Genomic DNA, 23,936 nt, shown 5'->3' with positions numbered 1-23,936 from the left:
TATAACTTTGGCGGATATTTTTAAGCTATTTTTAGAAACAAAGTATTCGTAAATGGAGAAAGAACTAACCATCGTTGTTCCTGTATATAATGAGGAAGATAATTTAGAACGAGTTGAAAAAGAGTTGGCTGACTATTCAAAAGCCGCTAAGATTCTCGTAAAAGTTTTGTTTGTAAATGATGGCTCTAAAGATAAAAGTCAGGAAATGATTGAAAAAATCTGTACTGATAGTGACATCTTCAATTTTATTAGTTTCAAAGAAAATCGTGGTTTGAGCGCTGCTATAAAAGCAGGTTTTGATGAAACGCAAACTAGCTTAGTTGGCTATATTGATTCCGATTTGCAAACTGCGCCTGCTGACTTTGATTTATTGTTAGAACATATTGGAGAAAACGATTTGGTAACTGGCGTTCGTGCCAACCGAAAAGATTCGTTTGTAAAAAATATGTCTTCAAAGATTGCCAACGGAATTCGTAGATCATTTACTAAAGATGGCATGGACGATACAGGTTGTCCATTGAAAATCATTAAAACTGATTTTGCAAAACGCATTCCAATGTTTAAAGGATTGCACCGTTTCCTTCCTGCCATGATTTTATTACAAGATGGAAAAGTGAAACAAATTCCTGTGCAACATTTCCCTAGAATTGCTGGAGAAGCTAAATACGGTTTATGGAACCGTTTGTTGGGTCCATTAATGGATTGCTTTGCCTATGTTTGGATGAAGAAAAAGTACATCAATTATTCTATTGCCAAGAAAGGATGATGACTTGGTTTATTTATGGTGTTGGCGCACTTGCGCAATTGTTATTTTCAGGAAGAACTTTGCTACAATGGATTGTTTCTGAAAAGAATAAAAAAGTATTAACACCTTCTCTTTTTTGGAAGTTAAGCTTAATTGCTTCCTTTATCATGTTCATTTACGGGTATTTACGTGAAGATTTCTCCATTATGCTTGGACAAGTTTTAACATATTTTATCTACATAAGAAATATGGAGTTGCAAGGCGAATGGAAAAAGATGCATCGATTCATTCGTTTCTTTATTTTAATGTTTCCTGCCATTATTATCACAATTGGATTTAACAATAACAAACAAGATATTGACAATTTATTAAACAATGAAGCCATTCCTGATTGGTTATTAATTTTAGGTATCGTTGCACAAATTATCTTTACCTTACGCTTTGTATACCAATGGATTTACTCCGAAAAGAACAAAGAATCTAGTTTACCGTTTGGTTTTTGGATGTTAAGTTTGCTCGGTTCAAGTTTGATATTTATTTATGCAATTTTTAGAATTGATCCAATTTTAATTGCAGGACACGTTTTCGGAATTGTTACCTATGTGAGAAATATAATGTTGTTAAGAAATCAACCATGAATTTTATACAAGAAAAAAATTACATTTGGATTTTAATCATTGTTTGCTTTGCAATATTTTTTGTAAACCTAGATGTGTTGTATCCAAATATTATGGAAGCCCGAAACTTTATTACCGCGCGTGAAATGGTTTCAGATGGCAATTGGTTATTGACTACTATGAATGGTGAACCGCGTTATGAAAAACCGCCTTTACCTACTTGGTTAGCTGCAATTTCAGGAATGCTTTTCGGATTTAAAAGTTTGATGGCATTACGAATTCCTTCAGCAATTATCACCTTTGTTTTAGTGCTATTTTCATATCGTTTTGGTGTTTATTTCATTCAAAATAAAAAACAGGCATTTATCAATAGTTTGATACTTGCAACTTCGTTTTATATCATTTTTGCAGGACGAAACGGAACGTGGGATATTTTTGCACATGGTTTTATGATTGTTGGAATTTACTATATTTTTCAATTCTTCTCATCCATCGAAAACATCTGGAGAAATTCTTTATTAGCCGGACTTTTCATAGGATTGTCTTTTATGAGTAAAGGTCCTGTTTCACATTTTGCATTATTTTTACCTTTTATTATTGCGTACAGTGTTGTGTACAAATATGAAGGTTTTAAGAAAAAATGGTTGCCATTACTGGGTTTACTCGTTGTTACTATACTTTTATCATCTTGGTGGCCATATTATGTAAATATGTTTGATGGCGATACTGCAAAAGCTATTGCTGAAAAAGAAACGACCGCTTGGCAAGATAGAAACGTGCGTCCATTTTATTATTATTGGAGTTTCTTTGTACAATCTGGCATTTGGACAGTTGTTGCGTTTGTGAGTTTATTGTATCCGTATTTAAAATCGAGAGTTGAGAATTTAAAAGCCTATAAATTCAGCTTATTTTGGACACTTTTTGCAGTCATTTTATTGTCTGTGATTCCGGAAAAGAAATCACGCTACTTATTACCTGTTTTAATTCCGTTAGCATATACAACAAGCTTTTTTATTGAATATGCATTCAGATCGTTTAAAACACGTATGAAAAAACTTGAAACAGTTCCATTATACTTAAATTTTGGACTGGTAGGCTTGATTAGTTTAGTTTTCCCTATCGTTGGTTATATTTTATTAAAAGATCGATTAGACGGTTTTTATACACGATTTGGCATTACTTCAGTAGCCTTAGTTCCGATTGGGTTTTATATTTTGAAATATTTATATCAAAAAGAAATTCAAAAAACGTTTTACCTCATCATTTTATTCTTGATGACAACCATTGTACTTGGTTTTCCGTTGGCAAATGCTTTCTTAGACAATCCAAAGTATAATTCGTTACAAGACATATCGCGCAAAGCGACAGCAGAAAAAATTCCTGTGTATATGTTCAATATTCAATCGCCTGAATTGGTGTGGGATTATGGAGGAATGATTCCGTTAGTGCATAGTCATGCTTTAGAGGTTCCAAAAGAAGATTCATTTAAAGTATTGGTGATGATTGATGGAAAAAAAGGGGTAGAAAAAGCATTTCCAAATTATAAAGTTACCTATCAAGAAACCTTCGATTTGAATCCTATTGACAGTTCTCAAGGCGGTTATAAAGATCGTTTACGCACAGAAATGTATTTGGTTGAAAGAAATTAAAGGATTGAAAAGACTGAAAGTTTTAGCTTCAATAGGTTTTTATATATCAAAAACAAACCCTCAAACTGTTATAGTCAGAAGGTCCATTTTAAAAAATAATTTAATTATCTTTTTCCTACATTGGAACTGGTAAACCACCAGATCCAGAGCCAGATCCGCAATAATATGTTACACATCCACCTAATCTTGAATCACACATATGATTAGAGCATGCAGCAATTAATGTATTTGTTGGACATCCGTTAGTTACACATAGCATGTTACCGCTTCCTCCCGTTACACTAAGTGTCTCACTCAAGTTTGACACTAATTTCTTGTTAAGACTTAAATTGTTTAAATTTTTCTTTTTCATTATGGTAGATTTAAAAAAATTAATAATTAACAAGTTACAAGGTTCTACTTGAAAAACAGTGAGGCTTTTCTGTAAAAATGCTATGGTGAATTATAAGCTAAACGGTAAAAAATAAAGTGCAAAATTATAAGTTACGAAACCAAGTCAATTGCTCCGCAACACCTTCTTCCAACGTTACTGTAGGATTATAGTTTAAGAGTTTACGAGCTTTATCAATGTTAGCTTTTGTACGTTGCTGATCACCTGAACGTGGTGGCAATTCGTTAAATTGTATTGTTGTGTTTAATAGTTTTTCAACTGCATCAACACCTTGCTGGGTAGTATATTCGGCTTCCGTTCCAATATTGAATATTTCACCATTACATACATCTTCTTTACCAATAACACTTGTAATTCCTTTTACAATATCGCTTACATGTGTAAAGCTTCGCAAATGCTTCAAACTTCCTGTAAATAGTGGAAATGTTTTAGTATTTAAACCACAATCTAACAGTTTTGTAAAGAGTTTGTCTGGACGTTCGCGCGAACCGTAAACCGAATATAATCGTAATGAACATGCTTTGAGTTTATTCAACCTTGAGTTGCATAACACTAATTGTTCGGCAGCCAATTTTGTAACTCCATAGTGTGAAGCTGGTTGCGGCGCCACGGATTCTGGATAAGTAGCATTTAAACCATATATAGACGATGTACCAATGTTTACAAATAGCTTCAATTCTTTTTGTTCTAATGCGTAATTCATTAGATTTTGAGTAGCTATTACATTGTTTGTCAGGTAATCTTCAAACGTAGAAGTTGCGGCAATTCCGGGTTGTGCGGCAAAATGAAAGATGTATTCTATGTTTTCGGGAAGTTTTTCAATGGAAGAAACATCGCGTAAATCTGCTTGTAGAACTTCAATACCTTTCGATTTGAGTACGGCAGCATTTTTATTTTTTAAATCAACTGGATAATAATCTGAAAAGTTATCAATTCCAATGATCGTATGTCCTTCATTTTGTAAATATTCTGCGACATGTGATCCAATAAATCCAGCAATTCCCGTGATGAGTATCTTCATTGATGTACTTCGTAATGTGTTTGACGCATAAAAGTATACATAATTTATGAAATGCTTTTATTATTTTTTGAGAACAATTAAATTCTCTGATCTCTTTTTACAATAAGATTAGTTCAACTTACAATTTTGTGTGCGTCTTTCAGACTTCTCAAAATTGAGTTTCACTAAATTCAAAAGGCTTTCCAATGAAGGAAAGCCTTTCTTAATATGCATAATCAACGCAAAAAATGATACAAGTTTTTCAGTTGGTCTGATTTTCATTGTATCCATCATACATATGTCTTCAATGATTCATAATTTGGGTAATTGGTGTTTATTGTTTGATCAGTTTTGCCGTATACGAATTGATTCCGTTGGAAACTTTCACAAAGTAAATACCTGTTGCCAATTGCTGTAAGTTCAATACTGTTTTTTGCGTTTTTGTATTGAATTTTAATTGCTGTACTCCTTGAATATTATGAATAGCTATTTCATAAGTTATTCCTTTTTCATAATTTTTTATATCAACAGTTGCTTCATTCGAAGTAGGGTTTGGATAGAGTCCTATTGCATTTTCATCAAGTTTACTGTCTGACTTTATATCTTCACGAACTTGTTGTGGTTTTACAAATATAGGTTCCGCAATTGCTGTACGCATTTTTTCACAAGGCACAATTTCTGCAAAATAATTTCCGCCTGGCTCAACAGTAAATCCTGCATTTAACATGATTTCTGTTCCTGCACGCATTTCTACATCTGCATTGCTCGTTACCGTTACATTGAATGCTGGTGCTACATCAATTGTACTTATTACTCGATAATCTAATAGACCTACTCCTGGAAGTAATGTATTATCTATAATTAAATCTGGTTCATATACACAACATGGCGCTGGTGTGATGACTCCTGAAGTATTACATATTATATTGTTGACGACAGGCGGATGATTTCCACTTTTTACAACTACTGATGTTTTTGTTTCTGTTCCACAATCGTTTGTGTATGTAACTTTTAGTAAATAGGAAGCATTTGCTACTAAGCCGTCTGTATTGTCTCTTCCATCCCAATAAATTGGATCTACAATACCATTTGTACAACTTACAGAATAGTTCCATATTGATGTTCCAAGCATGGTAAATATTTCTGTTGAAACAGTTTGCACATTGTCTAAGTTTGTAATTTCTAACGGAACTGTTGTTGACACCAATCCGTTATGATTTGGATACACTTCACCACTTAGTCTACTACAACTTGGAAATTCGCATGTTTTTACTAGTTTAAAATCATCTAAAAGTATGTATGGTCCATCACAAAGGTTTGCCGATTCAGTTTCTATTACAATCCAATCATAACTATCTGCTGGTGCTGTAAATTCTATTGTAATTGGGTACCATTCACCAGTTGGATAGTTTACAAGGTCAATAGGTTTGTTTAACACTTGTAATGTGTTTGACGTACTTTCCTTGTTGTAATATTTACTTGGATCGCATCGGTTATTAAATTGATTTGCTCCAATAGAATATTCCATATCATTTTTCCTGAAATACACATTTAAATCTAATCCTGAAGACCAATCACGCAATGGATCATCAATAGAACGTATGTAAAATTGTAATGTATACGTTTCTCCTTCTTCAAACTTATTGGCATCAAAGAATTTTTGCTGCACCAATTCCCCTGGTCCCATTCCCATATATCCGAGTCCAGCATGTGGCATAATGTCCGTTCCACCTTCTGAAAGTCTTAGTTTTTCATAACCAGCATATTTATTAACCATATACCAATCTGGCGAATGCAATTTGAATTGTATTTTCTCTGGTAATTCTCCTGGTGCAGTAATGACCTTTGTTACAGTTTTCATGTCACTTTCCCATACAGAAAGACCTTCTTGATTTCCATGATTTGTAGTGTTCCATCCTCCCGAATATGTATATGTTTTTGGAGAATAATCATCCACTAAAGCTAAATAAAAAGGTGTTTCATTGTACGTCGGTTGATCCGCAACTGCGTTATGAATCATATTATCTTGTCCAAAAGACATCCATCCAAAAAACAAGAATACTGCTAGTATTAGTTTGCTCTTGTTTTTCATTATTTCTTCTTCTTTAGTTCATTGATTTCCTTTTTTAATTCGATAACATATAAGGTAAGTTCTTCCACTTTTTCTAATAGTTTTGCATCCATTTCTCCTAAGTTTAGTCCTTCTTTTTCAACTTCTGCAGCAGATGGAACATTAGGCAAATGTCCGTTTGTATTGATGAATGCTTCTACTTCTTCTAATGGTTTTAGGTTGTAATTTTTATGAAATACATAGTCTGCCCAAACACCAGCGGCCAACTCTACTTTTACTTTTTCCGTACGAATTCCTTTTTTTACAAATAATTTATATTCGTCACAGTCAGTACAAGGATCAAAATCGAACCAATCTCCAATCATTGTCTTTTTTGCATTTATCCACAATCTTCCTTTACCTCCTTTACTGTTAATTCCTAGTATATTATCATATCCACCATGAAAATTACTATATGCTCTTATACGCCAATTTTCACTACCATCACTATGTTTAAAAGAAATTCCTCCATACGTATTTGGTATTTCTGATTGTATTCTAATTTCTTGTTTGTCACCCAAACGAACGTCTAAACGCGCTTGTGGATCATCAGTAGCAATTCCTACTTTTGCTCCAATAGTAGTGTCTTTCGTTGCCATAAATACAGGTTGTTGATGCTCGAACCCAATTAGGAATGAATAGTTTTTTGTGTTTACCGTATTTCTTCCAATAGCAAATGAAAAAGCTCCATTTGCTTGATTCGTATGACCTAAAGCGAATGAAAAACTTCCATTCGTTTTGTTACTATGTCCAATAGCAAACGAGTTTAATGAGTTTACATAGTTATTTACACCAAAAGCTCCTGATTGCATGTTTTGCACTGCGTTTGACATTCCAAAAGCAAATGAATAACTATCATTTACTGTATTTCTATGTCCTGCGATGAATGAAGATCTTTTTGTATTAAGGTTCATGTTATTTTCTGTACCAACTACTGTAGAAGTATTTCCTAATACTAGGTTTCCATCTCCTAAAGCTGAAGAAGAAGGATCAACTGTATTTGTTCCCCAATTTGTTTGAGCGTTACTATTTGATAGTATAAATAATCCCAATGCAAGGATTAAAAAAGGTAATTTATTTTTCATGATTGTTTTATTAATGATTATCTCTACTCTCTTGAAAGGTTTTCGAGTTTTCCCTTGATAGATCTATTTATCTATAAGGGATTTTTTGAGAGATTCATTACCCAATTAAAAATGAAAATTTATATTTCTATTTTTAATTATCAACCTAAAATCGTGAAAAACAATTAATTACGATTTATAAAATAATTGTTTTTTATACATAAAATATATTCCTAAAATTACACCTAGTGCAATTCCTATAATTATATATAAAGTGTATGATACTGTTTCAACTTCTATCGTATTCGTACTTCCAGTAAGCGTAAAAGCTGCCCAATAATAGGGTTCATTTTGTGAAAATTGATGTTGTTGTAAGTATTCTTTTTTAGCTAATTGTAATGCTTTTGATTTTGAAGTTCCGCTTGCTAGTTCGTGATAGAAACTTTGTAATATTTCGTTTCCTGATTGTTCGTTTACATTCCAAAGAGAAGCCATGACACTTTGCGTTCCATTGTAAAAGAATCCTCTTGAAAGATTGATCACGCCTTCTCCCGATATATTGATTCCGTCATTTGTTTGACATGCATCTAGAATAACCAAATCTGCTTGATTTTCCAACCCGAAGAGTTCGTTCAGTGTCATTTTATCTTCATGAAAAGCAATCCAAGGTTTTTGTGTAATGCTATCTAAACCAGCGTGTGTATTGAAGTGTATGATTTCAAAATTCTTTTGCTGTTTTAGAAAATTAGCTTTTGATGCTTCTTGCTTTGTCAGTACAATTGATTTACCAAAATTTGCAACTAACTTTATAATACTTTCAGTTTCTGTTAAAGTTGGTAATTGTGCATCTTTAAATTCTTCTGGTGCAATTGTTAGTAGTTTTTGCGTTGGTTTATTTTGTTTTTGTTGAATTTGATCAAATAGTGAGAATGATTGTAAATACGATGTTTCCGTGTTATTTACTAAGTAATTTTCAACGAGTTTGCCATCTTTTCTAATTGGCAAAATTTCAAAAGGTATGTATTGCAATGCTTGATCGGCAACAATGGTAAGTTTTTTGTTTTGCAAACGTTCGGCGGCATTTTCAAATGGAAATAATTCTTTAAACACTGCATACCCAACTTCTTGATAGTTTTGTAATTCTTCTTTTTTTAATGAACGTCGCGTTAGAAAAGCTTTTAATATTTCTAACTTTTCTTGAAATATTGGTGTGTTGTTTATTTTAAAGAATATTGGTTTGCCACTATCATAATAAATTCCGTAACCATCTGCTTCATTTAAAATATATTCAACAAACGATTCTTTTCTTTGTGTGAATTTTTTAATGATATTGTTTAAATTTGCAATTACAACTTCCTGTTTGGTTTTCATGTATTCAGGATATACGCGTTGCATGGAATCAACGAGTTGCTGATATTCTTCATTCATTTTGGCATATGCTTTTTGCCAAACTTCGTTTTGTATATTTTTCTGAAATTCATCTTGCAATGCTAATATTTTGTAATGCAATTGCTGCTCACGCGCAACTAATTCTTCTGGAATATTTAGTTTTAATTTCGCTTGAAGTGTTTTTATATTTTCCTGTAATAACAATGCTTTATTCTTTTCCATGTAGTAGAATGCGCTTACTGGATCGTTTAATAAATAACAAACTTCCACAGCTAACATGTAGGTATTCACACCTTTTTCAATCCAAAATAATTTTGACGCTTCTGTATCCATTTCATACCGAATTAACGATACTAATTGGTCAATAATATGCACTGTTTTTTTCGCTTTATGAAGATACGTTACTTCTTGTTCTTGTGTGTACGCTTGCACATAATGATCTGCTAAATCTATTAGATAAGTCAATATATCTTGCCCATAATCAGAATCTCTAATCTCATCTAGTGTTGGAAATTGAAAAGCTTCTTTTGTGTCTTTTTCAAGTATTGTTGTGATTGCTTTTTCAAAGTATGGTATTTTTTCTTTGGCAATATCCGAATCAAGATAATAACCCATGTTGTCCAAAGCTGTAGCGATTTGTTCTTCATCATCAGATTCATTTAAAACTCTTTTATAAAATTGTGCTGCTAATTCATACTTTTCTTGTTTTGAGTAAATGATACCTATATTCGTAATAACATCTAATTCGTCAGAATTTTTGTTTATTTCAACAAAACCTTTTGCTGCTTTTTTATAGAAAAATAATGCACGGTCAAAATCCTTAAAAGCATCATATACAACAGCCAAAGCATTATTTAATGCAACTCTATTGAATTGAACTAAACTATCAACTTGTATTAATCTTTGATGCTCAGTAATAATTTTTAAGTCATTATTACTATCGTTAATTGTATATATACTTTCATATTTTTTCGCATACGTGTTTATGATATCAAATCGTAAATTGCTTTCAATTTTTGGATTTTTGCATAATTTTTTATTTGCTAAACCAGAGTTTAGGTAATGTAATGCCGATGGAATATCACCCCTTTTTTTCGCGTTTCTTGATAAAAAACGATACGCATATGATGTGTACTTGTCATCTCCTTCATCATTGATAATTTTGAGTAACAGTGCGTGTTCTTTTTCAAACTTTTTCTTATTCGCATAGATACGTGATTTATGATATCTACTCTGATTGTAAGCGACCTTATCGTTAAATTTTGATCGTATGGCAATTGCATTTATACACAAAGGAAGCGCTTTATCATATTCCTCTTGCTCATAATAACAAGCAGAAAGTTTATGAAAAAGCGTCCCTAAGTCTTCTGTATATTGAAGTGTATCTTGTAATTGAAGTAATTTTTGGAATCCTTCAATTTTGTTTTCTACTACCTCTAATCCTTTTATGCTGTCAATTTTTATTTTTAGTGTACTTTGCCCATTCATACACCAAACAAAAAGTAAGCAAGTAGATAACAATAATTTTCTTAGCGATATCATTTTTTTCCTTTAAAATTAGAAAATATTTCTAATCTTCAGCTATAATGTATCTATTGTGTAATGTATTTTTAATTTCTTCTTCGCCTGTATAGAAATTTATTACGGTTTGAAAAATTCCTGTAGCAGGTAATCCTAGCATTGCAACTCTATCAACCATTGGTAAATCAGAAGTTTCTCCTGAATCTATTATTTTTGCCACTTCAATAACAATTTGTGGTGCCGCAAAAGAAGTTCCCTTTACAGTACCGCCATAAAAAGAAATTCCTTCTCCTTTTGTATAAAAATCTACACTACTGCCATAATTTGAAAAATCTGAGGCATGTGAATAGCCTTGATTACATGAAGCGACAGCAATTATATTGTCAGCATCATACGACGAAGGATAGTGTGCGATGATGTCATTGTTATGACTTGTATTTCCTGCAGAAGTAACAAATACTACATCTGGGAACATCGTTAGTATATTTTGAAAAATGGTGTTTCCAAAATCTCCAAAAGGATCATCTTGCCAGCCAAAACTCATGTTTACGATATCTGCACGCTCCCCAGCATATACAGATGCGCAAATCATATCAAAGTAACTTATGTTTCCTGCTGCATTTGAAATTTTTACAGGTAATAATTGATGATCTATATTTAAACTGATTAATGCAGAATGAATTTGATTTCCAATGATACTTCCATGCATATACGGATCATCATCAAATACATTATGATCTCCATTAACATAATCCCAACTAGACGATTCTTCACCGACAGCAGTTAGCGCTGCATTGTATAAAAATAGATTATCATCAGCTGAAGTTGAATCGAAAACTGTAAGTGAAGCCGCCAAACCAGTATCTAATATGGCAACTGTAATTCCTTCATTTACAGGTTTTATGTGCGTTTCATACGAAGTATCAGCATCAGTTCCTGTGGTTGGGCTATCTACATCAAATCCAAAAGTAAATTCATAATCTACATCAAGAACATCGAAAGTTTCGCCTCCTATTTTACCTTCTATTACTTGCTTTTTAGGCTCTATACCTATGGTTCCAGGTGGGAAAATCCATTTTTCAATGTCTTGATTATCACATCTACAAATTTCAAATATTCCGAAACCTTGTAGTGGATTTATATTATCCCCATCAATTCCTTCACTTTCTCTAATGGCATATTTTACAGCTTCTGGTGTCCCGGATATATATTGAATAATTAATTCATTTTGTGAATACACAGGCATATTTCCAGGGATGAAGCCTTGTGCGTTATTTCCACTATTAGTTGCATTACTATTTTTTGCAATTGCATTTTGTGTAGTATCAATAAAAGTATCATCTTTTGTGCATGACATACTACTGGTCAACAAAAGGATTGCAATAAGTTTTTGTATATTTCTCATTTTATTAAAATTTTGCGTTCATATAGTAGGGAACAAACGCATGAAACATTACCCATTTTTTTTAATTATTTTTAAGATTTATGAAAGATAGTGAAAGATTCGTAAATGCTCTTACATCTGGAGATGAACGGATTATAAAGGAAATTTACACTGAATTATTTCCTAAAATCAAATCCTTTGTACTTAAAAACAGAGGTGATACACAAGATGCATCTGATGTTTTTCATGATGGACTTATGTATATTATTGTTACGCAAAAAGAAAAAAAGACTGAAATAAAATCTTTTGAAGCCTATCTATTTGTCATTTGTAAAAATATTTGGAAAAGAACTTTAAAAAATAAGGTAATAAAAACCGATCCTTTGACACTAGTAGATAAGGAAGCCGAATTAGGTGCGCATATTTTGGAGCAAGAACTCTTTGATTTTTATATCGAAAAATTTGATTTACTATCCGACAATTGTAAAGAAATTTTGAGTAGCTATTTCAATGGATTGAGTTATGAAGATATCGTAACAGAACATTCATATGCTTCTGTTAATACAGTACGACAACGTGTTTTTAAATGTCGCAGCAAACTAGTGAAATTAATAAAAGAAGACAATAAATACCAAAAAATAAGAAGATGGCGTCAGAACTAACCGAAGCACTTTTAGCCGAAATGAATCGTTACCTCAACGGTGAAATGAACGAATTGGAACGCAAACGTTTTGAACAAAAGTTAGAAAACGATGAAGAACTTAGGAAAGAATTAACTCTTGAAACAGAACTTAAAGAAGTTTTAAATGAAAATAATGAATACAATCTTTTTTCTGGAAATCAGCAAAATGAAGAACTTGCCAAAGTAAAAACAAAATTGAGAAGTGACGAATATCAAGCGTTATCTAATACAATTAAAACCGTTGGAAAAGATTATTTAGAAGAAACAACAACTGTAAAACCTCGTAAAAATTATTACAAATACATTTCAATAGCAGCTGTATTGGTTTTGTTTTTTGGAATTTATTTTTCTCAGGTTAATGCTTCTTTAGATTCTTATTACGAAGCAAATGTGAATTGGAGCGAACTACCTTCGTTTACTGAAAAAGGAAAGCAAGAAGATTTATTTTCGCAAGGAGAACTCGCTTTTAAAGCTTCAAATTATGAGGAAGCTATTACAAAATTTACACAAATAGAAACTACACATGAATTATATGGACATAGCTTACAATATTTGGGCGCTTCTTATGATTTACTAGATCAAAATGAAAAGGCTATTGTTATATTTCAACAACTTTCAAAACTTGGAAATTCAAATGAAAGTTCAAAAGGATATTGGTATGAAACGTTGATACATTTTAAGATGAATAACAAAGAAAAAGCTATTGCTTCATTAGAAAATCTCATAAAAGATCCGGCAAATTATAAATATAAAGAAGCTAAAAAACTATTGAGTAAGTTAAAGTAATAACTCACATCTTCAACCCAACGAAAAGTAATTGATTTTCAACAATATAACTTCATTTATTTTTAAATATAAAAATAATTTTAAACTAATAATTTAGCTGAAAAAGTATTGAAAATAAATTTTTCCTGAGAATTTTCAACGCAACCATTTGAGTTTATTTGTATCTGTTATGTAAACAATAAAACCAAATGAAGAAAATTACCAAACTAATTCTTGCATTGCTACTCACCTTTTCACTGCAAAATTGTCAAGACGATGAATTTGACAACTCAATCGATACCGATAATGCTCCTCAATTAAATTTAAAAGACGATATTTTTCAATCTGAAAACTTTGGAAATGCTACTACTGGAAATTTCATAGGTGCTGTTACAGATATATTAGGAAATAAATTAGCAAATGTATTTATCACAGTTGGAACCATTACAACAATGACAGATCGGAATGGAGTATTTGTAATGAATAATGCAAATGTTTATGAAAACTTCGCTTACATAAAAGCAAAGAAAGATGGATATATTGATGGTTCAAGAGTTGTAATTCCGAAAACGAATGGTGTAAACAATATAAACATCGTTTTACTAAAAAAAGAAGTTACAGCAACTGTAAGTTCTGGGCAAACTTCACAAGTATCTTTGCAAAATGGTGGACAAGTAAACTTTAGTGGTAATTTTATAAATGCAGATGGAAATTCGTATAACGGTCAAGTAGAAGTAGTTTTACATTACGTTTCTCCAAACTCAATAACAACATATACAGAAATGCCTGGTAGTTTGTTGGCTCAAAATGAAGCAAACGAAGCAAGAAACCTGGAAACATACGGAATGTTAGCTGTAAATCTATTTTCTCCTTCTGGCGAAGAATTAAATATTGACTCAAATAGTCCTGCAACACTAACATTTCCTGTAGATGATACACAAACAAGCATCGCTCCCGAAACCATAAATTTATGGTATTTTGATGAAGCTGTTGGTTATTGGAAAGAGGATGGACAAGCTGTGAAAAATGGCAACGCTTACACTGCTGAAGTCACACACTTTACATGGTGGAATGTTGATGTTCCTTTTAATCCTATTGAATTTTGCTTTTCATTAACTGAAACAAGCAATACTGCTCAAACTCCTTACTATGTGTTAATTAGAAGAAACACAAATGATCAATTATTATTTTCTAGAATTGTAACAGCAAATGATGGAATAGAATGTGGCAGAATTCCTCAAAATGAAGATGTAACTGTGTCCATTTACGGACTTGCAGGAACATGTTATGGGCAATTAATGCACGAGCAAGTTTTTGGTGGATATACTACAGATACAACTACAGATATCTCATTTTCTACTACAAATCAAATTTCAACAACAAACATTACTGGAATAGCTAATGATTGTAATGGAAATCCAATTATAGATGGTTACATATTTATTGATGAAGCAAACATGTTTAGCATTACAGATGGAATCATAAATATTGGAGTTCAACATTGTAGCGATGATATCATCACAGTTCAAATATTTGATGCTGCATCTGGTCAATGGTTAATTGCTAACAATGTTCCATTAGATGGGAATAGTTTCAACTTAGGAACCATAAGCACTTGTGAAGATACTGGTGGTATTTATAATGGAGATGTAAATTTAGAAAGTCAAGAAGAAGTAGATAACTTTGGACAGTTTGGTTTCACTGCTATTGATGGTAATGTTGTAATAGGTATAAATTATCCCGAAACTACCAATATTGTAGATTTGACATCTTTACATACCTTAGAAAATATTTACGGAGACGTTGATATATTTTACAATGAAAATTTACAAAGTTTAGATGGCTTACATAATATAACAACCATAGAAGGTTTTTTTACTATTATATATAATGATGCATTAACTTCTTTTGATGGTTTGGCTAGCTTAACAAGTGTTCGTAATTTATCATTTGGAGATAATGAAGCATTAACATCTATAGTAGGCTTAAGCAATTTAACAACAATTGAAAATGGCTTATCTGTTGGTCGTAATAACTCTTTAACATCATTAGCAGGCCTTGAAGGTATTACCAGTTTACATAAATTACAAATTCATTATAACGATGTTTTAAGTTCCATTGCAGTAATGCAAAATCTAACATCCTTAGATCAATTACTTATAGAAGGTAATAATTCCTTGACAACCTTAACTGGACTAGAACAAATCACAGCTTTAGATATTATCAGAATAGAAGACAATAGTGCACTAATAAATCTTAATGGGTTAGAAAATCTTGTATATCTTGATCCAAATACGGCTTCTTCTCAAGTCTATATTGGGCTAAAATTTAATGGTACTAATAATCCTCCTGCTCCAGCACCAAATCCAAATTTAACAGATTTATGCGCATTACAAAACCTATTTATAAATGGTAATGGTACAAATCCAAATGTAGAAATACTAATCGAAAATAACGGTTACAATCCTACAGCACAAGATATTATTGATGGGAATTGCAGTCAATAATTGTTATGAATTAGAAAAAGAGAAAGCCTTTCTACCATCATAGAAAGGCTTTTAAATTTTATGTGTTTTAGTTTAAAGTGACAAATCAAACGTATTTACTGCATCTGAAATTTCATAACCTAAACGCAATCCTTCCGTACAATCCATTCGTAAATGTACACCTAGTGGTAAACGTGAAAATCCATTCTCTGTTGCCATCTGTGTAAACGTTGTATAGGCTCTTGGTGTACCATTAAATTCTGTTCTTCCTTCATGAGAACGATCTATAAAATCTGTATTGTTTCCAAAATGATGAATAAAAATTCCCGCTGCAGCGGAAGCAAACGTAGAATGTCCTGATGGATAACTAGGAAAAGAAGGATTTGGCCATGAAATGTATGGATATAAATTTGTTTGAAAATCTGGATCAATAAATTCTTGAATATATACACTTGGACGCATCACCATATACTCATACTTATCAGCCCAAGTAGAAACGGCTGCATCATTTAAAGAAAACCCTAATTTAAGCAACAAAACTAATGCGCTTTCATGATCTACATTGTATTGTTCTATCAATTGATTTGCGATAGAAATTTGTCTCCCAGGTGGTCCCATCATCAAACCTTCTACATCATTCGACCAAAATTCTGCTATCCATAAACCTTCTGTGTCAGTGGTTCTTGCAGCTTCACTTGCTGTATAAACATCTTGCATTGCTGTATAAAATTCACTCGTAGTATTTTCATTATATGTTAATGATGGTGGAACAGAAGAAGTTTCATTTGAAGAAATCACAAACGTTCTTACGGAAGACCAATATGGAAATAAAGCTCTTTCTGCATCATCACTATACGTCCAAAAACCAACTCCAACTGGTGGTTCATATGACGTAGGTTGCGGACTTCCTATTTGACTTTCCGCTGCAGTATCCGTTAAACTATAAGCAATTACTTGATCAGCTACATAATTTCCCCAATCAATAGAGTTTAAAACAACTTCTTCACTTACATTCTCTGAAAGTGCTAATTGTTTTTGTTGATTCAACAACCCAATTTTAGTATCAATTGCTGCTGGTACATTATACATAAAATGATCAATTGCTCTTGCATAGCATGCGTTTAAAGCTAAACCTACATTAACATTCGCTTCTCTCTGAGAGAAATCAATATCAAATTCAGCATATCTATTTTTGTTAGAAGTATATCCTAACATATCTTCGACACAAACTTCAAAAGCAGCCAAATGAATGTATGCTAAAGCACGTGTAGAAGCATTTGGACGCATTCCTGTTGCATGTCGATCTAGCTCACACCATAATTGATTCCAGTCTAAAATTACTTGTGTGGAAGTATCTATAGTATTTGGAGTCGTTGGTTGTACACTTACATCTATTTGTTCATTGGTACAAGAACTCCATAAAAATATCGTTAATGTACAGACTAAAAAGGTGCGAAATGATAGATTCATCTTGGTAAGTTTTTTTAATATGGTGTCAAATTAATTTATTTTTTAAGACTATACCTAAAAAATTGGAAATAATTCTACCAAAAAAATATTCATAAAAAAAGCCTTTCCAATACGGAAAGGCTTTTTTATATAATTTTAAAAGTGTCGTATTACTTAGACCACTCTTTGATAGAATCTTTGTTCATCTTCACATAATCACCGTTTCCAGCATCTTGAGCTAACGTCATTGATTGTTTTGCAATCTTTACAGCTTCAGCTTTCTTACCCATTTTAGCATAGATTAATGATTGTTGTCTTAAGTACCAAAATCTTGGCTTTTCGTTTGTCATTTCAACAGCTTTGTCAATCCACATTTTAGCTTTTGACATATCTTTTCCTTCTTCTAAGAAATAACGAGCAGAAGAGAAATAATCTCCAGCAGTTGGTCCAGCCATTGCTTTATCAATACTAGCTGTCGTTTTTCTGTCTGTAGGAACTTTAAAAGGAACAACTACATATGTTTTATCCCAGTTGAATGCTAAATCAGCTCCACCATTAGATAAGTTTTCAATTGCGATAGTAAATGATTCCGTCGCATATGGCAATGTATTTACAGGTGCAGTAGCTTTTGCAACTACTTTTGCGTCATCCCATTTCCCTGGTGTTCCCCAGTTTGAAGTATCATTATAAATAATAACTTCCCATGTTTGTGCAGTTGGCTTTACAAAAATTGCATATTCTCCTGCTTTTACAGAAGTTCCACCAATAGTTACATCATCGTTAAATGAAATTTTCGTATTTGCGTTGGCTCCAGTTCTCCACATTTGTCCGTAAGGTACTAACTCACCAAATATTTTTCTTCCTTTCATTGCTGGTCTTGAATACTCAACAGATACTTCTGTTAAACCAACAGTCTGTGTTAATTTTGCGCTTGGGCTAGGTTGTGGAGTTTCTATTTGTGCTTGAACACTGATTCCAGCAGCTAAGAAACATGCTAAAAGTAATTTTTTCATCTTATTATTATTTTAGTTTTTTTTGATTTGACGAAGTTACGCAGAAACCTTACGTACAAATGTTAACAAATACTTAAAATAAGAAATAGTATTTTTGAACTCTTATCATACTTTTTTTAATATGAAAAATTATATCGCTGAGTTTTTAGGTACGTTTGCCATGGTATTTTGTGGAACAGCTGCTATGGTTGTAAATGATTTAACTGGAGTTATAACACATCCAGGTGTTGCTATTACTTGGGGATTAATTGTCATGGGGATGATTTACGCTTTCGCTGAAATTTCAGGAGCGCATTTCAATCCAGCAGTAACGATTGCCTTTTCATATGCGAAAAAGTTTCCTTGGAAAGAAGTTCCAAAATATATTTTAGCACAATGTTTAGGTGCTATCTGCGCTAGTTTACTCGTTTTTATGTTTTGGCCAGAAAGCGAAACCTTAGGTGCAACAATTCCAACAGTTGTTGTATGGAAAGCATTTATCATGGAATTTCTACTTACCTTTTTCTTAATGCTTGTCATTATAAATGTATCAACCGGAAGTAAAGAAACTGGAACCATGGCAGGAATTGCAATTGGTGGAATTGTACTGCTTGAAGCCATGTTTGCAGGTCCTATAACGAAAGCTTCTATGAATCCTGCGCGTTCTCTTGGTCCTGCTTTGGTTTCTGGAAACCTTTCAGAATTGTGGTTATACATCTTAGCACCAATTTTAGGAGCAGTTGTTGCAGTTATCAGCTGTAAGTTAGTCAAAGACGAAAACTGCTGTAATACTGACTGTTAGCCTGCAAAAATCTACTTCTCTTCTTTACTATTTTGCCTTCTTACTATTCGTTTTAAGAAAACTTTAACAATGCTTTCATTTTTTTTGTTTAACTAAACTTAAAATAAGTTAAACAAAATTTTGTATTTTTATACCGTTTTAAAATATAAATCATGGCAAAGAAAAAAAATATAACCTCAAACACTGTAGTTTCGTTCTACATGGACTATGTGTTAGCACATGGCAAACAACCTAAAAACGTCTATTCATTTGCAAAAGAAAATAACTTTGAAGAATCAAAATTTTATGAATTCTTCAGTTCGTTTGATGTTTTAGAAGAAGAAATTTTTACAATATTCGGCGCAAACACCATTGAATTACTAGTTAAAAGTGAAGAATTTGAAACGTTTGATGCACGAAATAAATTATTGAGTTTCTACTATACCTTTTTCGAACAATTAACTGCCAACAGAAGTTATGTTGTACATAGCTTAACAGCTGACAAGAAACCATTACAATCCATGAAACGACTTAAAGGACTCAAACATGTGTTTGCTTCTTTTGTTGAAAGTTTGGATGTAAAAACGCTCGATCTGAATCAAGAACGTTTGGAAAATCTTCAAAATAAAGCCATTAAAGAAACTTCTTGGATACAACTTATGTTGACCATAAAGTTTTGGTTAGACGATACTTCTAAGAATTTTGACAAAACAGATCAGTATATCGAAAAATCTGTGAATGCAAGTTTCGATTTAATTGATAATACACCTCTCAAAAGTATTATAGATTTTGGGAAATTCATTTTAAAAGAAAAACTAGATATCAGATCATAATGAAAACAATTGATAGAATTCCTATTAGTAAAATCCAGCGAGCTGGAAAATTAGTAACTACTGGCGCTAAAGTCGGAGTTAATTACTTAAAGTATTATGGAGATAAGCTTATCAATTCGGAACAAAAAGCAAAAGAACGCTTAGACGAATCGAATGCAGAAGATATTTATGACGGATTAAAAAGCTTAAAAGGAAGTGCACTAAAGGTTGCACAAATGTTGAGTATGGAAAAGAACATGTTACCACGTGCGTATGTGGAAAAGTTTTCTTTATCTCAATTTTCAGTACCGCCATTATCGCCTCCATTAGTAATAAAATCATTTAAAAAATACTTTGGCAAAACGCCAAGTGAAATTTTTGACAAATTCAATTCTACTTCTTTAAATGCTGCAAGCATTGGACAAGTACACGTTGCCGAAAAGGATGGGAAAAAACTTGCTGTGAAAATTCAATATCCAGGAGTTGCGCAAAGCATCTCCTCAGACTTAGCAATCGTAAAGCCAATCGCAATTCGCATGTTTAACATTACCGGAAAAGGTTCTGATAAATATTTTAAAGAAGTAGAAGATAAGTTGATTGAAGAAACAAATTACTTACTCGAAATTGAGCAAAGTAAAGCCGTTTCTGAAGCTTGTAAACATTTGCCAAATCTTAAATTTCCAACGTATTATGATTCGCTCTCTTCGGAGCGAATCATCACTATGGATTGGATGACTGGTGAACATTTATCCGAGTTTACAGATAAAAACACAGATCAAGAAAAGGCAAATCTTTTAGGACAAACACTCTGGGACTTTTACATGTTTCAAATTCATAAGTTTCGTAAAGTACATGCAGATCCGCATCCAGGGAATTTCTTAGTTTCAAAAGACACAGAACTCATTGCACTAGATTTTGGCTGTATGAAAGCAATTCCAGAAGATTTTTATGTTCCTTATTTTGAATTATCCGATCGAGAAACTCTAAATAATCCTGAATTATTTACTAAAAAATTATACGAATTAGAAATTATTCGAGAAGATGACTCAAAAGAAGAAGTAGCATTTTTCTCTGAGATGTTTCATGAATTATTAGGCTTATTTACAACACCTTTTAATTCTGAAGTATTTGATTTCTCTGATAAAGATTTCTTCGGAAAAATTGCAGATATCGGAGAACGTTATTCAAAAAATACACAATTGCGAAGCATGAATGCTAATAGAGGTTCTAAACACTTTATTTACATGAATAGAACATTTTTTGGACTCTATAATTTATTGCATGATTTAAAAGCAAAAGACGTTAAAATCAACAATTTTAAAAATTTATAAATGATAACACTAACACGAACAGATATTGACAATATGGATAAGTTATATCGTATCAATCTTATCAATAGCTGTTCTGGTTACAAATCAGCAAATCTAATTGGTACACAATCTAATGATGGAAACACAAATGTTGCTGTTTTTAGTTCCGTAACTCATTTGGGTTCCAATCCTCCATTATTAGGTTTCATTATGCGTCCGAATGTAGTTCCTCGTAATACTTATAAAAATATAAAAGAGACTGGTTTTTACACCATAAATCATATTCATCAAGGAATTACAGAAGATGCACATCATACATCTGCAAAATATCCAAAAGAAATTTCTGAATTTGATCAAACTGATTTAGAAATCAAATATAGAGAAGGTTTCTTTGCTCCTTTTGTAAATAGTTGTCATGTGCAAATTGGAATGCGCTATGTTGAAGAATACAATCTTCAAGTAAACGGAACTATTTTAGTTATAGGTGAAATTGAAAAACTATATATAAACGATACAATTTTAGAAACAGATGGTTTTATAAATCTTGCAAAAGCAAAAACCGCAACCGTCAATGGACTTGATGCATATGCCGTACCAAAAGAACATATACGTCATCCGTATCAACGACCTAAATTAACATAAAAATGAAAATTCTACTTACAGGTGCAACTGGCTATATTGGAAAACGACTGATTCCTATTCTATTGGAATTGGGTCATACCCTAGTTTGCAGTGTAAGAGATAAACAACGTGTTCCTGACGAAATTGCAAATCATGAACGTATAGATATTATAGAAGTTGATTTTTTAAATCTTTCTAGTTTATACAAAATTCCAACAGATATTGACATTGCCTATTACCTAATTCATTCTATGTCGTCTTCGTCAGCGTTTGAAAAAATGGAATATGATTGTGCTGTACATTTCAAAACGTATTTAAAACAACAAACCAACGTAAAGCAAGTCATCTATTTAAGTGGAATTGTAAATGATAAACAATTATCAAAGCATTTGCTTTCGCGAAAAAATGTTGAGGAAACATTGCATTCTAGCTCTTATGCATTAACAACTTTTAGAGCCGGAATCATTGTTGGAAGCGGAAGCGCCTCTTTTGAAATCATAAGAGATTTAACCGAGAAATTACCAATAATGGTTGCTCCAAAATGGATTAAAACCAAATCGCAACCTATTGCCATTAGAGATGTATTATCATACTTATCCAAAGCGATTGGAAACGAAGATTTATATAACAAGTCTTATGACATTTATGGACCAAACACTTTGACTTATCGAGAAATGATGTTGCAATTTGCAGAAGTTAGAAACTTTAAACGTACCATAATTTCAGTTCCTGTAATGACTCCAAAATTGTCATCGTATTGGTTGTATTTCATAACAACAACTTCATACAAACTCGCGATCAATTTGGTAGATAGTATGAAAGTTGAAGTCATTGGGAAGCCAAGTGATATTAATGAAATATTAGGCATTCAACCAATTCCGTACAAAGAAGCTGTAAAACGTGCATTTATCAAGATTGAACAAAATGGTGTGATTTCTAGTTGGAAGGATTCGTTAATTAGTGGACGCTTTCGCGAAAAAATATCTCGTTATATAAAAGTGCCAGAATATGGTTGTTTTAAAGATATTAAACGTCGCAAAATTATAGACGAAGAAGATACACTCGATAAGATTTGGGCAATTGGCGGAACAACTGGTTGGTATTATGCAAACTTTCTTTGGAAACTTCGCGGATATCTAGACAAAGTATTTGGTGGTATTGGATTACGTCGCGGACGTACACATCAAACAAAACTCAATGCTGGCGATCCATTAGATTTTTGGCGCGTATTATATGCCAACAAAGAAGAAAAAAGATTGTTACTTTTTGCAGAAATGCGTTTACCTGGAGAAGCTTGGCTTGAATTTAAAATTATAAAAAACGAATTGCATCAACGTGCAATATTTAGACCTAAAGGAATTTTGGGACGTATATATTGGTATGCCGTATTGCCTTTTCACGGAATTATTTTTAATGGAATGATTAACAAATTGGTGAAGAAAAAATGATTATCAAAACGACCTATACTGATAAAGAAATTGAAAAGTTGATTGATACACATTTGGGAACCTCGTTCTCTATAATGAAGCGCATCAAGTTAAATGGAATAGGTTCAAAACGAATGATTATTCATGATACGAGTCCAAAATTTAAACAATACTTAAACCGTGTTGATGATTTAAATTATGGAAATATCGAATTACGTCCGAAAGGAATTTTAGTGCATATCCATAAAAAACTTGAAACCTATTCGTGGATGATTCCGTATTACAAATTGAATATTTATACATCATCTTTTTTTAGCATTCATGCAGATGGAAGTTTTATTCAATTCAAAAAAAATAAATTTTTCGTAGAGAATAAATTATTTATTGAAAAAATGGTTACTCAAAAAAATATAGCTTTAAATACAACAGAATATTACGGATGAAGCACAATTTAAATCTTATACAAATAGATCGCATTATAGAAATGGCATGGGAAGATCGTACAACTTTTGATGCAATAAAATTTCAATTTGGACTCAAAGAGCAGGAAGTCATTGACTTAATGCGAACTAACTTAAGGAGGTCTAGTTTCAAGCTTTGGAGAAAGCGTGTTTCTGGAAGAAATACAAAACATGAAAAAAAACGTGATTTTTTGAAAGGACGCTTCAAGTGTTCACGACAAAGAAGTATAAATAATAACAAAATATCGAAACGCTAATAACATTATAGTTTTTATCTATA

The 23,936-nt window shown here is 32.2% G+C and carries 21 protein-coding genes; 13 read left to right on the top strand and 8 right to left on the bottom strand.

What is annotated here, in order from left to right:
* Positions 1–52: 52 nt before the first annotated feature.
* The 3 genes from ACUUYC_RS15125 to ACUUYC_RS15115 are packed head-to-tail and all read left to right on the top strand — an operon-like array spanning position 53 to position 3,011.
* Complete coding sequence (locus ACUUYC_RS15125) at positions 53–766, top strand: glycosyltransferase family 2 protein (protein WP_474267120.1); 714 nt, start codon at positions 53–55, stop codon at positions 764–766.
* Positions 763–1,383, top strand: a complete 621-nt coding sequence (locus ACUUYC_RS15120) for a lipid-A-disaccharide synthase N-terminal domain-containing protein (protein ID WP_474267117.1) — start codon at positions 763–765, stop codon at positions 1,381–1,383. Before ACUUYC_RS15125 ends, ACUUYC_RS15120 begins: the two co-directional genes overlap by 4 nt.
* Positions 1,380–3,011 carry an ArnT family glycosyltransferase gene (locus ACUUYC_RS15115; RefSeq protein ID WP_474267115.1) on the top strand — a complete coding sequence of 544 codons (1,632 nt, stop codon included), beginning with the start codon at positions 1,380–1,382 and terminating at the stop codon, positions 3,009–3,011. The genes ACUUYC_RS15120 and ACUUYC_RS15115 overlap by 4 nt, the downstream gene beginning before the upstream one ends.
* A 115-nt stretch (positions 3,012–3,126) precedes the next feature.
* Here ACUUYC_RS15115 and ACUUYC_RS15110 read toward each other — a convergent pair whose 3' ends face one another.
* The 6 genes from ACUUYC_RS15110 to ACUUYC_RS15085 all read right to left on the bottom strand — a co-directional run bounded on the left by ACUUYC_RS15110 (position 3,127) and on the right by ACUUYC_RS15085 (position 11,891).
* The gene (locus tag ACUUYC_RS15110) at positions 3,127–3,363 is read right to left on the bottom strand and encodes a hypothetical protein (protein WP_474267113.1); all 237 of its coding nucleotides are present in this window, start codon (positions 3,361–3,363) and stop codon (positions 3,127–3,129) included.
* A 124-nt stretch (positions 3,364–3,487) separates the two neighbouring features.
* Positions 3,488–4,423 (bottom strand): NAD-dependent epimerase/dehydratase family protein, encoded by a 936-nt coding sequence (locus ACUUYC_RS15105; protein ID WP_474267111.1) that lies wholly within the window; start codon positions 4,421–4,423, stop codon positions 3,488–3,490.
* A 313-nt stretch (positions 4,424–4,736) separates the two neighbouring features.
* Positions 4,737–6,494, bottom strand: coding sequence for a T9SS type A sorting domain-containing protein (locus ACUUYC_RS15100; protein ID WP_474267108.1), 1,758 nt, complete (start codon positions 6,492–6,494; stop codon positions 4,737–4,739).
* Positions 6,494–7,597 carry a hypothetical protein gene (locus ACUUYC_RS15095; protein WP_474267106.1) on the bottom strand — a complete coding sequence of 368 codons (1,104 nt, stop codon included), beginning with the start codon at positions 7,595–7,597 and terminating at the stop codon, positions 6,494–6,496. The genes ACUUYC_RS15100 and ACUUYC_RS15095 overlap by 1 nt, the downstream gene beginning before the upstream one ends.
* A 168-nt stretch (positions 7,598–7,765) precedes the next feature.
* Positions 7,766–10,507 carry a CHAT domain-containing protein gene (locus ACUUYC_RS15090; protein ID WP_474267104.1) on the bottom strand — a complete coding sequence of 914 codons (2,742 nt, stop codon included), beginning with the start codon at positions 10,505–10,507 and terminating at the stop codon, positions 7,766–7,768.
* A gap of 28 nt (positions 10,508–10,535) precedes the next feature.
* Positions 10,536–11,891 (bottom strand): S8/S53 family peptidase, encoded by a 1,356-nt coding sequence (locus tag ACUUYC_RS15085; protein WP_474267102.1) that lies wholly within the window; start codon positions 11,889–11,891, stop codon positions 10,536–10,538.
* A gap of 80 nt (positions 11,892–11,971) precedes the next feature.
* Between ACUUYC_RS15085 and ACUUYC_RS15080 the strand changes: the two genes are divergently transcribed.
* The 3 genes from ACUUYC_RS15080 (at position 11,972) to ACUUYC_RS15070 (ending at position 15,824) form a co-directional block, all read left to right on the top strand.
* Positions 11,972–12,532, top strand: a complete 561-nt coding sequence (locus ACUUYC_RS15080; protein WP_474267100.1) for an RNA polymerase sigma factor — start codon at positions 11,972–11,974, stop codon at positions 12,530–12,532.
* A complete protein-coding gene (locus tag ACUUYC_RS15075; protein ID WP_474267098.1) occupies positions 12,517–13,338 on the top strand; it encodes a tetratricopeptide repeat protein in 822 nt (273 codons plus the stop codon). Before ACUUYC_RS15080 ends, ACUUYC_RS15075 begins: the two co-directional genes overlap by 16 nt.
* Positions 13,339–13,526: 188 nt before the next feature.
* Positions 13,527–15,824: a leucine-rich repeat domain-containing protein gene (locus ACUUYC_RS15070; protein WP_474267095.1), complete on the top strand. Its 2,298-nt coding sequence runs from the start codon at positions 13,527–13,529 to the stop codon at positions 15,822–15,824.
* Positions 15,825–15,896: 72 nt separating this feature from the next.
* Here the strand turns inward: ACUUYC_RS15070 and ACUUYC_RS15065 are convergent, their stop codons facing one another.
* Positions 15,897–17,273 carry a vanadium-dependent haloperoxidase gene (locus ACUUYC_RS15065; protein ID WP_474267092.1) on the bottom strand — a complete coding sequence of 459 codons (1,377 nt, stop codon included), beginning with the start codon at positions 17,271–17,273 and terminating at the stop codon, positions 15,897–15,899.
* A 149-nt stretch (positions 17,274–17,422) separates the two neighbouring features.
* Positions 17,423–18,265, bottom strand: a complete 843-nt coding sequence (locus ACUUYC_RS15060; protein WP_474267090.1) for a DUF2911 domain-containing protein — start codon at positions 18,263–18,265, stop codon at positions 17,423–17,425.
* Between the two features lie 121 nt (positions 18,266–18,386).
* On the opposite strand from ACUUYC_RS15060, the gene ACUUYC_RS15055 reads away from it, so the two are divergent.
* The 7 genes from ACUUYC_RS15055 to ACUUYC_RS15025 all read left to right on the top strand — a co-directional run bounded on the left by ACUUYC_RS15055 (position 18,387) and on the right by ACUUYC_RS15025 (position 23,913).
* A complete protein-coding gene (locus ACUUYC_RS15055) occupies positions 18,387–19,046 on the top strand; it encodes an MIP/aquaporin family protein (protein WP_474267087.1) in 660 nt (219 codons plus the stop codon).
* A gap of 152 nt (positions 19,047–19,198) precedes the next feature.
* Positions 19,199–19,858 (top strand): TetR family transcriptional regulator C-terminal domain-containing protein, encoded by a 660-nt coding sequence (locus tag ACUUYC_RS15050; RefSeq protein WP_474267085.1) that lies wholly within the window; start codon positions 19,199–19,201, stop codon positions 19,856–19,858.
* Entirely contained in the window at positions 19,858–21,168 is a 1,311-nt protein-coding gene (locus ACUUYC_RS15045) for an ABC1 kinase family protein (RefSeq protein WP_474267083.1), read from the top strand. Before ACUUYC_RS15050 ends, ACUUYC_RS15045 begins: the two co-directional genes overlap by 1 nt.
* Complete coding sequence (locus ACUUYC_RS15040) at positions 21,169–21,789, top strand: flavin reductase family protein (RefSeq protein ID WP_474267080.1); 621 nt, start codon at positions 21,169–21,171, stop codon at positions 21,787–21,789. It begins immediately after the preceding gene.
* Positions 21,790–21,791: 2 nt separating this feature from the next.
* Positions 21,792–23,216: an SDR family oxidoreductase gene (locus tag ACUUYC_RS15035; protein WP_474267078.1), complete on the top strand. Its 1,425-nt coding sequence runs from the start codon at positions 21,792–21,794 to the stop codon at positions 23,214–23,216.
* Positions 23,213–23,638 carry a hypothetical protein gene (locus tag ACUUYC_RS15030; RefSeq protein WP_474267075.1) on the top strand — a complete coding sequence of 142 codons (426 nt, stop codon included), beginning with the start codon at positions 23,213–23,215 and terminating at the stop codon, positions 23,636–23,638. The genes ACUUYC_RS15035 and ACUUYC_RS15030 overlap by 4 nt, the downstream gene beginning before the upstream one ends.
* Entirely contained in the window at positions 23,635–23,913 is a 279-nt protein-coding gene (locus ACUUYC_RS15025) for a TIGR03643 family protein (protein ID WP_474267073.1), read from the top strand. The genes ACUUYC_RS15030 and ACUUYC_RS15025 overlap by 4 nt, the downstream gene beginning before the upstream one ends.
* Positions 23,914–23,936 lie beyond the last annotated feature (23 nt).

Source organism: Kordia sp. E, assembly GCF_056033805.1.
Note: the sequence above shows the minus strand (reverse complement) of the source record. Positions and strands in the feature narration are given on the sequence as shown.

What these genes read in the sequence shown, in the direction of transcription:
- ACUUYC_RS15125 (WP_474267120.1), top strand. Translation starts at nt 53, where the DNA reads ATGGAGAAAGAACTAACCATCGTTGTTCCTGTATATAATGAGGAAGAT.
- ACUUYC_RS15120 (WP_474267117.1), top strand. Translation starts at nt 763, where the DNA reads ATGATGACTTGGTTTATTTATGGTGTTGGCGCACTTGCGCAATTGTTA.
- ACUUYC_RS15115 (WP_474267115.1), top strand. Translation starts at nt 1,380, where the DNA reads ATGAATTTTATACAAGAAAAAAATTACATTTGGATTTTAATCATTGTT.
- ACUUYC_RS15110 (WP_474267113.1), bottom strand. Translation starts at nt 3,363, where the DNA reads ATGAAAAAGAAAAATTTAAACAATTTAAGTCTTAACAAGAAATTAGTG.
- ACUUYC_RS15105 (WP_474267111.1), bottom strand. Translation starts at nt 4,423, where the DNA reads ATGAAGATACTCATCACGGGAATTGCTGGATTTATTGGATCACATGTC.
- ACUUYC_RS15100 (WP_474267108.1), bottom strand. Translation starts at nt 6,494, where the DNA reads ATGAAAAACAAGAGCAAACTAATACTAGCAGTATTCTTGTTTTTTGGA.
- ACUUYC_RS15095 (WP_474267106.1), bottom strand. Translation starts at nt 7,597, where the DNA reads ATGAAAAATAAATTACCTTTTTTAATCCTTGCATTGGGATTATTTATA.
- ACUUYC_RS15090 (WP_474267104.1), bottom strand. Translation starts at nt 10,507, where the DNA reads ATGATATCGCTAAGAAAATTATTGTTATCTACTTGCTTACTTTTTGTT.
- ACUUYC_RS15085 (WP_474267102.1), bottom strand. Translation starts at nt 11,891, where the DNA reads ATGAGAAATATACAAAAACTTATTGCAATCCTTTTGTTGACCAGTAGT.
- ACUUYC_RS15080 (WP_474267100.1), top strand. Translation starts at nt 11,972, where the DNA reads ATGAAAGATAGTGAAAGATTCGTAAATGCTCTTACATCTGGAGATGAA.
- ACUUYC_RS15075 (WP_474267098.1), top strand. Translation starts at nt 12,517, where the DNA reads ATGGCGTCAGAACTAACCGAAGCACTTTTAGCCGAAATGAATCGTTAC.
- ACUUYC_RS15070 (WP_474267095.1), top strand. Translation starts at nt 13,527, where the DNA reads ATGAAGAAAATTACCAAACTAATTCTTGCATTGCTACTCACCTTTTCA.
- ACUUYC_RS15065 (WP_474267092.1), bottom strand. Translation starts at nt 17,273, where the DNA reads ATGAATCTATCATTTCGCACCTTTTTAGTCTGTACATTAACGATATTT.
- ACUUYC_RS15060 (WP_474267090.1), bottom strand. Translation starts at nt 18,265, where the DNA reads ATGAAAAAATTACTTTTAGCATGTTTCTTAGCTGCTGGAATCAGTGTT.
- ACUUYC_RS15055 (WP_474267087.1), top strand. Translation starts at nt 18,387, where the DNA reads ATGAAAAATTATATCGCTGAGTTTTTAGGTACGTTTGCCATGGTATTT.
- ACUUYC_RS15050 (WP_474267085.1), top strand. Translation starts at nt 19,199, where the DNA reads ATGGCAAAGAAAAAAAATATAACCTCAAACACTGTAGTTTCGTTCTAC.
- ACUUYC_RS15045 (WP_474267083.1), top strand. Translation starts at nt 19,858, where the DNA reads ATGAAAACAATTGATAGAATTCCTATTAGTAAAATCCAGCGAGCTGGA.
- ACUUYC_RS15040 (WP_474267080.1), top strand. Translation starts at nt 21,169, where the DNA reads ATGATAACACTAACACGAACAGATATTGACAATATGGATAAGTTATAT.
- ACUUYC_RS15035 (WP_474267078.1), top strand. Translation starts at nt 21,792, where the DNA reads ATGAAAATTCTACTTACAGGTGCAACTGGCTATATTGGAAAACGACTG.
- ACUUYC_RS15030 (WP_474267075.1), top strand. Translation starts at nt 23,213, where the DNA reads ATGATTATCAAAACGACCTATACTGATAAAGAAATTGAAAAGTTGATT.
- ACUUYC_RS15025 (WP_474267073.1), top strand. Translation starts at nt 23,635, where the DNA reads ATGAAGCACAATTTAAATCTTATACAAATAGATCGCATTATAGAAATG.